The following is a 12,279-nucleotide window of genomic DNA, read 5'->3' as shown; positions in this document are numbered from 1 at the left end:
CCTGAAACCCTAGACTCCCGGCGTTGCATCCGGCGCCCGATCCAGCACCCATTGCAATGGCCGCCTGAAGCGCGCCTGCCAACTGCCGGCGGCATCCTCCCCTTGGGCGAAGTGCAGCGTCTGAACCTGATTATCCTCTCCGAACAGATTGGCGAAGTGCAATGCCAGCGCCTGCTCGCTGAAGTTCTGCCGATCGTAATACGCCATCACGATTTTCTTTTTCGCCGCCAGCGACTGCTGGGCCGGCTTGATCTCGCCGTTGGGGGCGATCAATAGCGCGCCGGCGTAAAACTGCGGGTACTTCGCGATCAGATTGGCGGCGTGCAGCGCACCCTGGCCGCGAGCGCTGAGATAAATCCGTTGGGGGTTCAGCTTTAACTGTGGAGCCAGCTGTTGCACCGTACGCTGAAGGGCGGCCTGGGTGCTCTCGTCGCTGTAATTCGACCAGCGGAAGCTGTTTTCCGACAACATCTGCGTGCCGTTGATCTCGATATAGGCCACGCCCATTTCGCCGAACAGCAGCCGTTCCTCGGGGCTGATGGCGGCGGCCTTGCCGTAGGTATGCAGGAAGATCACCGTTGGCCAACCTTCGGGCGGCGCTTCGCCGTCCGGTATCGCGTAGCTGGCTTTGCCTTCATAGCGGCGGGCGTGCTGCAGATAGCGCGCTTTGGTGGCGGCCAGAATGGATTGGTAGGTGGCGGAGTGCTGGATGCTGTTGAAGGCGTCGTCCTCCAGCAGATTGTAGTAGTACCACAGGCCGCGATCGGCGCTCAGCTGCAGATAGCGCTCCGCCAGCTCGGTTTGCCCTTTCTCCGCCGACGATACCGCCAGCTGGTAGGGGGCCCAGACGTTGCGGCCGTCTTCGCGCATCAGCGTCAGGTACAGCGACATGGCGCCCAGCTTTTTATCTTCCTGGTTTTGCGCGGATCGCGACAGTTGGGCGTTAAGCGCACTGTGCGCAGGCAGCTCCAGCGGCTCTTCACCGGCGGGATAACGCATGTCTGCGGCGAAAGCGGGACTGGTGATGGAAACGAAAAATAACGCTAAAATGAAAAAATACATGATGCTATGGCTTTAATTTCAATAAATTGGCGGACTTCATGTCCTGTTGCGGCGCCCTGCGGGCGCCGCGAGACCGTCATTCCACGCGGCGAATGAAATCGCTGAACGCGGACAGCTGGCCGGTCAGGAAATCCAACGTTCCCTGATCGCTCAGTTCGCCGGCCTGTTCATCGACCTTGTTCTGGATCACGCCGCCCATAAACTCGGGCTTGTTCATCACCATCGCATCCAGGAACACCAGGATCTGGCGCAGGTGGTACTGGCAGCGCGCGCCGCCGATGGGCCCCATCGAGCTGGTTTGAATGGCCACCGGCTTGCCGGCCAGCGGTTGATTCGGCAAGCGAGACAACCAATCGATGGCGTTTTTCAACCCGCCGGGCACGGAATAGTTGTATTCGGGGGTGACGATGATCACGCCGTCGGCCTGGCGGATCTGCTCTGCTATCGCTTCGACCGCGGCAGGGAAACCCTCACCCTGTTGCATGTCGGCGTCGTACAGCGGGATATCGCGGATGGAAGGCAGCGCTTCAATGGTGACGCCCTGCGGAGCCAGGCCTGGCAGAGCGCGGGCCACCATGGCGTTGTAGGAGCCTTTGCGCAGGCTGCCGAGCAGAGTGACGATTTTTAAGGCTTGGTCTGACATGATGATTCTCCCTTTCGAATGAGCAGATTCAGCGGACAACATGGGCGAATAGTAGGCTAAAGCTCGGGTCGAGAATAGGCGATTGCTCAACATTTAGCTGTTTTTACAAATTACGGCAGAAATTCGTGCGGTAAAAACGGCTTTATCCGCCTTGCGCCACGTTAACCGGGCGTCTTCAGACCCGTCAGTTTGACGAAGCGCGAGGACGCCGCCGGGCTGCGGGGCGAGATTTCCCCGTCTTTGTGCAGGCCGCGGCGCTCTTCGTAGCGCCAGCACAGCAGGCGATCCAGCCCGGGGCTGCCGGCGCAGGCCCAGCTCAGGTATTCATCGGCGTCGCTCATCACCTGAACGTCCGGCGTGGCGCTGGAGCGCAGGTGCCCTGAGAACGGATGCAGACGCAGCGTAGACTGGCCGCTGTTGCCCAGGCCGGAAATTTTCAGCACGCTTTGCCGGATGCTCCACAGCTGAGTTTCCGCCTCCAGCCGATCGTCCTGCGCGCCGATCCAGGCACTTTCCGCCGGCGTCTGATGCGCGTGTTGCAGCGCGCTTTGCCGGGTACCGCGCGCCCGCATCACTTCGATATCCAGTCCGACTTTGCCTTCGTCGCTGAGCAGCACGCCCACGGTGTTGCTGGCGTAGGCGAGGCTAAAATCGGGCAGCTGATGATCGGCGAAGCAGGGGCGGCCGGTCGGGGTGGTGGCTATAGGGGGAAGCGTCGGCAGGCCGTACAGGTAAAACATCATTTCGGCGAGCAGAATGCGCCCTTGCAGGTAACGCGTGCGGCGCTTAACGGAAAAGGTGCGGGTGGCGGCTATAACTTCGTCGGAGAGTCTCTGGGTATCCAGGACAGCGGAGGCCGGGGTCCATCGGGCAAAATGACACGCCATTGTTCACTCCATGACAGAGGGTCGCTAAGAACGCAGGGGTGTTAGATTAAGGCTAAGTTGAGGATTTATCATCAAAAAACACTATGCGGATTATCCTATTTATTAACGATGGAAGAGATATCGTCCGACGCGGCATCGCTCCACCATTGGATCATTGATGTGTTCGGTGCCAAATCAAAGTATGGCTTGCCCAGCAAGTGATTGAGGATGCGCGCTGAACGCCAGGCCATCAGGCTCAGTCCGCCTTCTGCGCTGCCATGGCTGTGTATCCCGGCATTTACCGCATAAATTCGATTTTGTTCCGGGCCGAGCCATTCAAGATTAAAATTTGGCAGCAGCGGTAGATGCTGCTTCGAATCGAGCGGGATGCGTGGCACCAGGGGTTTCAGATAAGCGGGCAGAGTGGCGCGATAGCCGGTGGCCAGAATGACGATATCGGCTCTGAAACTTTCCTGGCGATTTTCCAGACCGTGAAGCGTGCGCAGATGAAAAGCCCCATCCTTTGATTCTACGGTCAGTAGAGTGCGATGGGGCAGTAAACGCACATTGCGTGTCTGGCGCATCACGTCAAAACGCATATAAAGCTCACGGTACAAGGTTCGCAGCGTATGATTGCTGATGCCGTCTGCCGGCAATTTCTGTGTTTTGATTTCACGTGCGCGGATCTCGGCCGGCAGCGTATAGAAATAGTCGACGTACTCAGGAGTGAAATATTCGTTGGTGAAGGGGGACTCATCCAGCGGCTGAAAATTGGGACGGCGCGAGAGCCAATCCAGCTGTGCCGGCTCGCCCCAGTGTCCCTGCAACGCGTTCAAAAAAACATCGGCGCCGCTTTGGCCGCCGCCCACTACCATAACCCGCTTGCCGCTGAAGTCTGGATTGCGCAGGGCTATTTCAGCGGCATGCATGCAGTTTTCACCCAGCGCCGGGTAAAATGCTTCCGGCAACCAAGGGTCATGTCCGGTACCCAGACAGATATTTTTCGCCCACAGAGTCTGGTTGTGGGTACTTACCTTGAACAAACCCTTTTCATCGTCAAAATCAATACACTCTACGGACTGTGAAAACTGTAGTCCGTCTAACCTTTCGCAGGCCCAACTCAGGTAGTCGGAAAATTCTTCCCGGCTGATAATTTGCTGCTCGGTGATTAAAAAACGATAAATTTTTTTCTTTTCGACCAAGTAATTAATAAATGAAAATTGGCTGCGTGGGCTGACGGCGGTAACCAGATCCTGCAGTACATAGGTTTGCATATAAGCTGAGGGCAACAGCATACCGGGATGCCAGCGGAAGCTGGCGTTACGATCGAGAAAGGTATAATTGACGGCGTTGCTTTCGGCGGCCAGAGCGGCCAGACTGAGATTGAAAGGCCCCAATCCCACGCCGATCAAGTCTAAAGGTTCGTTCATGTAAGCTTATCTCTCAAGCATCAAAATTGATGAGATAAGCTTAGGTGAGTTTTGATGCCGCCGGGAGAAGTAACATGCGGGCGCCGAGTAGGATACGGCGCTCGCAGTCGATTATTTCCCGATACAGAAGCTGGAGAAGATGCGGCCCAGCAGATCGTCGGAGGTGAATTCGCCGGTGATTTCGCTCAGGGCCAGCTGCGCCTGGCGCAGTTCCTCGGCCAGCAGCTCCCCCGCGTAAGCGCTCACTAACTGTTCTTTGCCCTGTACCAGATGCTGCGCCGCCAGTTCCAGCGCCTGCAGGTGGCGACGGCGCGCCAGGAAGCCGCCTTCCATGTTGCTGGTGAAGCCCATGCTCTGTTTAAGATGATCGCGCAGCACATCGACGCCTTCGCCGGTGCGGGCCGACAGGCGAATAAGTGAGTGGTTATTCACTTCCGTCATACCCAGCGTTTCACCGGTGATGTCGGCTTTGTTGCGCACCACGGTGATCGGCAGCGTGTCCGGCAGGCGCGCCATAAATTCCGGCCAGATCTCCGCCGGCTCGGTGGCGGCGGTGGTGGTGCCGTCAACCATAAACAGCACTCTGTCGGCCTGTTCGATCTCGTTCCATGCACGTTCGATGCCGATGCGTTCCACTTCGTCGCTGGCGTCGCGCAGGCCGGCGGTGTCGATGATGTGCAGCGGCATGCCGTCGATATGGATGTGTTCGCGCAGAACGTCGCGGGTAGTGCCGGCGATATCGGTGACGATCGCCGCCTCGCGTCCTGCCAGCGCATTGAGCAGGCTCGATTTGCCGGCATTGGGGCGCCCGGCGATCACCACCTTCATCCCTTCGCGCAGCAGGCTGCCCTGGCGCGCTTCACCGCGCACGTTGTCCAGATCCGCCATCACGTCGTTGAGCTGCGCCTCGATTTTACCGTCGGACAGGAAGTCGATTTCCTCGTCCGGGAAGTCGATCGCCGCTTCCACATAGATTCGCAGGTGAGTGAGCGCTTCCACGAGCTGGTGGATGCGGGTGGAGAACGCGCCTTGCAGCGAGTTCATCGCCGAACGCGCCGCCTGCTCGGAGCTGGCGTCGATCAGATCGGCAATCGCTTCGGCCTGCGCCAGATCGAGTTTGTCGTTGAGAAACGCGCGCTCGGAGAACTCGCCCGGCCGCGCGATGCGCACGTCGGGCAGCGCCAGCACGCGCTTGAGCAGCAGATCGAGGATCACCGGCCCGCCGTGGCCCTGCAGTTCCAGCACGTCTTCGCCGGTAAAGGAGTTCGGCCCCGGGAACCACAGCGCGATGCCCTGATCGAGGGTGGCGCCCGTGGCGTCGCGGAACGGCAGATAGTCAGCGTAGCGCGGCTTCGGCAGCTTGCCGAGCAACGCCAGGGCGACGTCTTTGGCCTTGCTTCCGGAAATGCGCAGAATGCCGACGCCGCCGCGTCCCGGCGGGGTGGCTTGGGCTACGATGGTATCGGTGGTGCTCATAACGGTTCTCTCTGACGATTAAGATGCAAAAAGGCGGTCTAATGACCGCCTTTGGGGTGACTGCAAGGGTCGGCGCGCCGAACCCCTACAATACGCTTAGCTTTTTTTCTTGTCGCGGCTGTGCAGACCGCGTTTTTCCAGACCACGGTAAATCAGCTGCTGCTGCAGGATGGTCACCAGGTTGCTGACGATGTAGTACAGCACCAGACCGGACGGGAACCACAGGAAGAACACTGTGAAGATCACCGGCATGAAGGTCATGATTTTCTGCTGCATCGGGTCAGTCACGGTGGTCGGCGACATCTTCTGAATGAAGAACATCGTCACGCCCATCAGGATTGGCAGGATGTAGTACGGGTCTTGCGCCGACAGGTCATGGATCCACAGGGCGAACGGCGCGTGGCGCAGCTCGACCGAACCCATCAGCATGTAGTACAGCGCCAGGAAGATCGGCATCTGAATGATCAGCGGCAGGCAGCCGCCGAGCGGGTTCACTTTCTCCGCCTTGTACAGCGCCATCATCTCTTGGCTCATGCGCTGCTTGTCATCGCCGATGCGTTCGCGCATCGCCTGCAGCTTCGGCTGCAGCATGCGCATTTTCGCCATCGAGGTGTACTGCGCCTTGGTCAGCGGGTACATGATGCCGCGCACGATGAAGGTGATGATGATGATGGAGAAGCCCCAGTTGCCGATAAAGCCGTGGATGAACTTCAGCAGTTTGAACAGCGGCTGGGAGATGAACCACAGCCAGCCGTAATCCACGGTCAGATCCAGGTGCGGCGCCAGTTGGGCCATCTGGTCCTGCAGCTCCGGGCCGACCCACAGGGTCGCGTTCAGCTGCTGCTGAGCGCCAGGCTGCACCACGACCGGCGTAGATTTGAAGCCGATGGTGGACAGGTTGTCACCCGGTTTGGCGGTGTAGAAGGTGTTGTCACCCTTGGTCGCCGGTACCCACGCGGTGGCGAAGTACTGCTGCAGCATGGCGACCCAACCGTCTTTGGTGGTGACGCTCAGGTTTTCGTCTTTGTCGAACGCGTATTTCTGGTACTTGTCCTCGCTGGACGAGTACGCCGCGCCGCGGAAGGTGTGCAGCGCGAAGTTGCTGCTGCCGGTATCGCGGTGCTTAGGCAATTCGGTGGTCTGCTTCAGCTGGCCGAACAGGGTCAGCTCCAGCGGCGCCGCGCCTTTGTTGTCGATGCTGTAATCTACGCCGACCGCATAGTGGTTGCGTTTGAGCACGAAGGTCTTGGTGTAGACCGCGCCGTCTTTATCGGTGTAGGTCAGCGGGATGCGCAGCTCGTCCTGGCCTTCCGGCAGGGTGTAGCTGTCCTGCGCCGCTTGGTACAGCGGGCGTTCGCCGTTGGCCGGGTTGTCCGGGCCGTTTTTACCGGTCAGGCCGCTTTGCGCCTGATAGACGAACGACGGAGTGGTTTCCAGCAGTTGGAACGGAGTCGATGAACCCAGAGTTTCCGGGTAGGCCAACAGTTTAGCCTGCTCGATATCGCCACCACGGGTGTTGATGGTCAGTGACAGCACGTCGGTGTTCACGGTAATCAGCTTACCCTGACCACTGGCTGGCACGGCCTGGCTGGCGGCATCACCGGCTACTGCGTTCGAAGTCTGTTGCGTGGTCTGTGCGGCCGGCTGCGGAGCGTTGTCCGTTTGCCATGCCTGCCAGATCATGAAAGACACGAACAGCAGAGCGATGAGGAGAAGATTGCGTTGCGAATCCATCGTTAGTGTTCTCTGTTATCGTCGGTTTTTGGCGGCACCGGATCATCGCCACCTGGGTTCAAAGGGTGGCATTTTAATACGCGTTTCAATGCTAACCAACTGCCTTTTATCATGCCAAACCTGCTTAATGCCTCAATTGCGTAATGAGAGCATGTCGGCTGGAAGCGACAACGAGGCCCTAGCAGCGGACTGATGACGAGCTGATAGGCCCGCACCAGCCCGATCAGGATGCGGGAGCCTGGCGACAGTGGCGACGCCATAATTTATCCAAAGCTTCCGTCAGCGCGCGGTTATCCAAATCCGCTATCCCCTTTTTGGCCACCACGACAAAATCCATCGCCGGTAATTCGTGCTGGCGCAGGCGGAAGCTTTCGCGGGTTAGGCGTTTGATCCGATTACGCTCGTGCGCGCGTTTGACGTGTTTTTTGGCGACGGTAAGACCGATGCGGGGATGCCCCAGCTGGTTCAGGCGGCCGAGGATGGTGATTTGCGGCGTGCCAGCCCGTTGTGGCTGCTGGAAGACGAAAGTGAAATGAGTGGGAGTTAACAAACGTAACTCCCTGGGAAAAGCGAGCTTAACCACTCAGCGGGTTAGCTTTATTACTTAGAAACAGTCAGACGAGCACGGCCTTTCGCACGACGGCGGGCCAGAACTTGACGACCATTTTTGGTGGCCATACGAGCACGGAAACCGTGGCTACGGTTGCGCTTCAATACGGACGGTTGGAAAGTGCGTTTCATAGCGATTTCTACCTAAACTTAAAATAATTACTGATCAGTAAACGCGTTTGGCTACTCGGCGTGAAGATGACCGACGCCTCAATCGCAATACATAAAGAAGCGGGATTGTAATAATTGTACAGTCCTGAGTCAATTCGCATCGCGCCAGCCTACCTGGTTGTCTGCCAATAACGGAACAAAATCCGGTCTTGGCCCGTGGTCACCGCAGAATCCTGTCTGGCTAATGACGCACCATAAGGAACCAGGTATCACACGTAGGGCGAAGATTATACGGACTCGGGGTGAAATCGCAAGGATCCCCGTGAGATCCTTTGCGCGCGATCCCAGGATCCGACGTGGATAACAGGGTATAACCGGTTGACAATGTAAAAAACGCGGCGCAGAGGCCGGGATCTGCGTGGTCATGCGGCGCCGGCGGCGAAAAGATCGCCGCCGGCCGCGGCCTGTGGATAAAATGGATCTAATCTGTGAGGAAGGGGAGGATCTCTTGCGCGGATTGCGCTATGATCCGTCATTCCGATCGCGATCCCTCATGCCGGGATCGTGAGGGACACAAACCGTGAAAGGCGGTTCGCATCCCCCACAGGCAAACAGCCGATGCCGGGTATGTGTCAAAAATCATGAGTTATAAAAAAGTTGCCCGTTTCTTTTCTTTATTGATCTTGTTCGAGTGGAGTCCGCCGTGTCACTTTCGCTTTGGCAGCAGTGTCTTGCCCGATTGCAGGATGAGTTACCTGCCACAGAATTTAGTATGTGGATTCGCCCATTGCAGGCGGAACTGAGTGACAACACCCTGGCGCTGTACGCGCCTAACCGTTTTGTGCTGGATTGGGTTCGCGATAAGTACTTAAACAATATCAATGGTCTGCTGAATGATTTCTGCGGCACGGATGCGCCTTTGCTGCGTTTTGAAGTCGGCAGCAAGCCGATCACGCAGGTGATCAGCCAGACCGTGACCGCCAGCGTCAGCAGCGCCCCTGCGGCCCCGGCGGCGCGCACGGCCGCGCCTTCGCGCCCGAGCTGGGACAACGCGGCGGCGCAGCCCGAGCTCTCTTACCGCTCCAACGTCAACCCCAAACACACCTTCGACAACTTCGTCGAGGGTAAGTCAAACCAGCTGGCGCGCGCGGCGGCTCGCCAGGTGGCGGACAATCCGGGCGGCGCCTACAACCCTTTGTTCCTGTATGGCGGCACCGGCCTGGGTAAAACTCACCTGCTGCACGCGGTCGGCAACGGCATCATGGCGCGCAAGGCCAACGCCAAAGTGGTCTACATGCACTCGGAACGCTTCGTACAAGACATGGTCAAAGCGTTGCAGAACAATGCCATCGAAGAGTTTAAGCGCTACTACCGTTCGGTCGACGCGTTGCTGATCGATGACATCCAATTCTTCGCCAACAAGGAGCGTTCGCAGGAAGAGTTCTTCCATACCTTTAACGCCCTGTTGGAAGGCAATCAGCAGATCATCCTGACTTCGGATCGCTACCCTAAAGAGATCAACGGGGTGGAAGATCGTCTGAAGTCCCGCTTCGGCTGGGGGCTGACGGTGGCGATCGAGCCGCCGGAGCTGGAAACCCGCGTGGCGATCCTGATGAAAAAGGCCGACGAAAACGACATTCGCCTGCCGGGCGAAGTGGCGTTCTTCATCGCCAAGCGCCTGCGTTCCAACGTGCGTGAGCTCGAAGGGGCGCTGAACCGCGTGATCGCCAACGCCAACTTTACCGGCCGGGCCATCACCATCGATTTCGTGCGCGAAGCGCTGCGCGATCTGCTGGCGCTGCAGGAAAAGCTGGTCACCATCGACAATATCCAAAAGACGGTGGCGGAGTATTACAAGATTAAAGTCGCGGATTTGCTGTCCAAGCGGCGTTCGCGATCCGTTGCCCGCCCGCGCCAGATGGCGATGGCGCTGGCGAAGGAACTCACCAACCACAGCCTGCCGGAAATCGGCGATGCGTTTGGTGGCCGCGACCATACCACGGTGTTGCACGCCTGCCGGAAGATCGAGCAGCTGCGTGAGGAAAGTCACGACATCAAAGAAGATTTCTCCAATTTAATCAGAACATTATCTTCATAGCGCTATGAAATTTATCGTTGAACGTGAGCATCTGCTAAAACCGCTGCAACAGGTGAGCAGCCCGCTGGGCGGCCGCCCGACCTTGCCGATCCTGGGCAACCTGCTGTTGCAGGTGACGGAAGGCTCCCTGCTGCTGACCGGCACCGATCTGGAGATGGAGATGGTGGCGCGCGTCGCCCTGTCCCAGCCGCACGAGCCGGGCGCGACCACCGTGCCCGCGCGCAAATTCTTTGATATCTGCCGTGGCCTGCCGGAAGGGGCGGAGATCGCCGTCACGCTGGAGAGCGAGCGCATGCTGGTGCGATCCGGCCGCAGCCGTTTCTCGCTGTCCACGCTGCCCGCGGCGGACTTCCCGAACCTGGACGACTGGCAGAGCGAGGTGGAATTCACCTTGCCGCAGGCGACGCTGAAGCGCCTGATCGAAGCCACTCAGTTCTCGATGGCCCATCAGGACGTGCGTTACTACCTGAACGGCATGCTGTTTGAAACCGAAGGCGAAGAGCTGCGCACCGTCGCGACCGACGGCCACCGCCTGGCGGTGTGCTCGATGCCGATCGGCCAGCAGCTGCCGTCGCATTCGGTGATCGTGCCGCGTAAAGGGGTGATGGAGCTGGTGCGCTTGCTAGACGGCGGCGATTCGCTGCTGCAGCTGCAGATCGGCAGCAACAACATTCGCGCCCACGTCGGCGATTTCATCTTCACGTCCAAGTTGGTTGACGGCCGTTTCCCGGACTATCGCCGCGTCTTGCCGAAGAACCCGGACAAAACGCTGGAAGCCGGCTGCGATCTGCTCAAGCAGGCGTTCGCCCGCGCGGCCATTCTCTCGAACGAGAAATTCCGCGGCGTGCGACTGTACGTCAGCCAGAATCAGCTGAAGATCACCGCCAACAACCCGGAACAGGAAGAGGCGGAAGAGATCCTCGACGTCAGCTACGACGGCGCGGAGATGGAGATCGGCTTCAACGTCAGCTACGTGCTGGACGTGTTGAACGCGCTCAAGTGTGAAGACGTGCGCCTGCTGTTGACCGACTCGGTCTCCAGCGTGCAGATCGAAGACGGCGCCAGCCAGGCGGCGGCCTACGTTGTCATGCCAATGCGGTTGTAGTCTCGTTACCTTGAATTACAGCACCGTCATCGGTAAAGAGATTGCATGGCTCTGACGCGTTTATTGATTAAAGATTTCCGCAATATCGAGGCGGCGGATTTGGCGCTGGCGCCGGGATTCAACTTCCTGGTCGGCGCTAACGGCAGCGGCAAGACCAGCGTGCTGGAGGCGGTGTATACGCTCGGCCATGGCCGCGCCTTTCGCAGTCTGCAGGCCGGTCGGGTGATCCGCCACGACCAACCGGAGTTCGTGCTGCATGGCCGCATCGACGGCGCGGAGCGCGAGCTGTCGGTAGGATTGAGCAAGAGCCGTCAGGGTGACAGCAAAGTACGCATCGATGGCAGCGACGGCCACAAGGTGGCCGAGCTGGCGCAGCTGCTGCCCATGCAGCTGATCACCCCCGAAGGTTTTACCCTGCTGAACGGCGGGCCGAAATTCCGGCGCGCTTTCCTGGACTGGGGCTGTTTTCATAACGAACCCGGTTTTTTCACCGCCTGGAGCAACCTGAAACGGTTACTGAAGCAGCGCAATGCCGCGCTGCGCCAGGTGAGTCGCTATGCGCAGATCCGCGCCTGGGATCAGGAACTGATCCCGCTCGCGGAGCGCATCAGCGAATGGCGGGCGGAATACAGCGACGCGATCGCCGCGGATATCACCGCGACCTGTGCGCAGTTTCTGCCTGAATTCGCCCTGAGCTTCTCCTTCCAGCGCGGCTGGGACAAAGAGAGCGACTACGGCGAGCTGCTGGAGCGCCAGTTTGAGCGCGACAGGGCGTTGACCTATACCGCGGTGGGGCCGCATAAAGCGGACTTTCGCATTCGTGCCGACGGCACGCCGGTAGAGGATTTGTTATCGCGCGGTCAGCTTAAGCTGCTGATGTGCGCGTTGCGCTTGGCGCAGGGTGAGTTTCTCACCCGGCAGAGCGGGCGGCGTTGCCTGTATCTGATTGATGATTTTGCCTCCGAGCTGGACACCGGCCGTCGCCGGTTGCTGGCCGATCGCCTGAAAGCCACCCAGGCCCAGGTTTTTGTCAGCGCGGTCAGCGCTGAACAAGTGACCGACATGGCCGGTGAAAAGGGCAAGATGTTCCGCGTGGAACAGGGTAAAATAGAGGTTCAACCACAGGACTAAAATGAGCGAGAAAC

Annotated in this window: 12 protein-coding genes; 3 read left to right on the top strand and 9 right to left on the bottom strand. The window is 58.9% G+C overall.

From position 1 onward, the window contains the following. Positions 1-9: 9 nt before the first annotated feature. From ACJ8IP_RS19745 to rpmH, 9 genes are all read right to left on the bottom strand, one after another. On the bottom strand, positions 10-1,062 hold the full coding sequence (locus ACJ8IP_RS19745) for a hypothetical protein (protein ID WP_033645149.1): 1,053 nt from the start codon (positions 1,060-1,062) through the stop codon (positions 10-12). Between the two features lie 76 nt (positions 1,063-1,138). Continuing rightward, complete coding sequence (locus tag ACJ8IP_RS19740; protein ID WP_033645148.1) at positions 1,139-1,705, bottom strand: NADPH-dependent FMN reductase; 567 nt, start codon at positions 1,703-1,705, stop codon at positions 1,139-1,141. Positions 1,706-1,866: 161 nt separating this feature from the next. Further along, positions 1,867-2,592 (bottom strand): 4'-phosphopantetheinyl transferase family protein, encoded by a 726-nt coding sequence (locus tag ACJ8IP_RS19735; RefSeq protein ID WP_033645147.1) that lies wholly within the window; start codon positions 2,590-2,592, stop codon positions 1,867-1,869. A 95-nt stretch (positions 2,593-2,687) separates the two neighbouring features. Next, positions 2,688-4,001 carry a lysine N(6)-hydroxylase/L-ornithine N(5)-oxygenase family protein gene (locus tag ACJ8IP_RS19730; protein WP_089192388.1) on the bottom strand — a complete coding sequence of 438 codons (1,314 nt, stop codon included), beginning with the start codon at positions 3,999-4,001 and terminating at the stop codon, positions 2,688-2,690. Between the two features lie 111 nt (positions 4,002-4,112). Beyond that, complete coding sequence (gene mnmE, locus ACJ8IP_RS19725; protein ID WP_042783380.1) at positions 4,113-5,477, bottom strand: tRNA uridine-5-carboxymethylaminomethyl(34) synthesis GTPase MnmE; 1,365 nt, start codon at positions 5,475-5,477, stop codon at positions 4,113-4,115. Between the two features lie 96 nt (positions 5,478-5,573). Next, positions 5,574-7,211: a membrane protein insertase YidC gene (gene yidC / locus ACJ8IP_RS19720; protein WP_033645144.1), complete on the bottom strand. Its 1,638-nt coding sequence runs from the start codon at positions 7,209-7,211 to the stop codon at positions 5,574-5,576. 2 nt (positions 7,212-7,213) lie between these two features. Next, positions 7,214-7,471: a membrane protein insertion efficiency factor YidD gene (gene yidD, locus ACJ8IP_RS19715; RefSeq protein WP_004933881.1), complete on the bottom strand. Its 258-nt coding sequence runs from the start codon at positions 7,469-7,471 to the stop codon at positions 7,214-7,216. Beyond that, positions 7,435-7,794, bottom strand: a complete 360-nt coding sequence (gene rnpA, locus ACJ8IP_RS19710) for a ribonuclease P protein component (protein ID WP_004933883.1) — start codon at positions 7,792-7,794, stop codon at positions 7,435-7,437. Before rnpA ends, yidD begins: the two co-directional genes overlap by 37 nt. 17 nt (positions 7,795-7,811) lie before the next feature. Continuing rightward, positions 7,812-7,952, bottom strand: coding sequence for a 50S ribosomal protein L34 (gene rpmH / locus ACJ8IP_RS19705; RefSeq protein WP_000831330.1), 141 nt, complete (start codon positions 7,950-7,952; stop codon positions 7,812-7,814). A gap of 682 nt (positions 7,953-8,634) precedes the next feature. Here rpmH and dnaA point away from each other — a divergent pair. The 3 genes from dnaA to recF are packed head-to-tail and all read left to right on the top strand — an operon-like array spanning position 8,635 to position 12,265. Next, a complete protein-coding gene (gene dnaA / locus ACJ8IP_RS19700) occupies positions 8,635-10,029 on the top strand; it encodes a chromosomal replication initiator protein DnaA (RefSeq protein WP_004933889.1) in 1,395 nt (464 codons plus the stop codon). A gap of 4 nt (positions 10,030-10,033) precedes the next feature. Further along, positions 10,034-11,134 carry a DNA polymerase III subunit beta gene (gene dnaN, locus ACJ8IP_RS19695; RefSeq protein WP_004933892.1) on the top strand — a complete coding sequence of 367 codons (1,101 nt, stop codon included), beginning with the start codon at positions 10,034-10,036 and terminating at the stop codon, positions 11,132-11,134. Positions 11,135-11,179: 45 nt separating this feature from the next. Next, positions 11,180-12,265, top strand: coding sequence for a DNA replication/repair protein RecF (gene recF, locus ACJ8IP_RS19690; protein WP_042783382.1), 1,086 nt, complete (start codon positions 11,180-11,182; stop codon positions 12,263-12,265). Positions 12,266-12,279: the final 14 nt, after the last annotated feature.

The organism is Serratia sp. CY52157 (genome assembly GCF_052168495.1).
Taxonomy (GTDB): Bacteria; Pseudomonadota; Gammaproteobacteria; order Enterobacterales; family Enterobacteriaceae; genus Serratia; species Serratia ureilytica.
The sequence above is the reverse complement of the archived record's forward strand: the minus strand, read 5'-3'. Positions and strand labels throughout refer to the sequence as shown.

Coding starts and splice junctions, on each gene's coding strand:
- ACJ8IP_RS19745 (WP_033645149.1), bottom strand. CDS start 1,062: ATGTATTTTTTCATTTTAGCGTTATTTTTCGTTTCCATCACCAGTCCC.
- ACJ8IP_RS19740 (WP_033645148.1), bottom strand. CDS start 1,705: ATGTCAGACCAAGCCTTAAAAATCGTCACTCTGCTCGGCAGCCTGCGC.
- ACJ8IP_RS19735 (WP_033645147.1), bottom strand. CDS start 2,592: ATGGCGTGTCATTTTGCCCGATGGACCCCGGCCTCCGCTGTCCTGGAT.
- ACJ8IP_RS19730 (WP_089192388.1), bottom strand. CDS start 4,001: ATGAACGAACCTTTAGACTTGATCGGCGTGGGATTGGGGCCTTTCAAT.
- mnmE (WP_042783380.1), bottom strand. CDS start 5,477: ATGAGCACCACCGATACCATCGTAGCCCAAGCCACCCCGCCGGGACGC.
- yidC (WP_033645144.1), bottom strand. CDS start 7,211: ATGGATTCGCAACGCAATCTTCTCCTCATCGCTCTGCTGTTCGTGTCT.
- yidD (WP_004933881.1), bottom strand. CDS start 7,471: ATGGCGTCGCCACTGTCGCCAGGCTCCCGCATCCTGATCGGGCTGGTG.
- rpmH (WP_000831330.1), bottom strand. CDS start 7,952: ATGAAACGCACTTTCCAACCGTCCGTATTGAAGCGCAACCGTAGCCAC.
- dnaN (WP_004933892.1), top strand. CDS start 10,034: ATGAAATTTATCGTTGAACGTGAGCATCTGCTAAAACCGCTGCAACAG.
- recF (WP_042783382.1), top strand. CDS start 11,180: ATGGCTCTGACGCGTTTATTGATTAAAGATTTCCGCAATATCGAGGCG.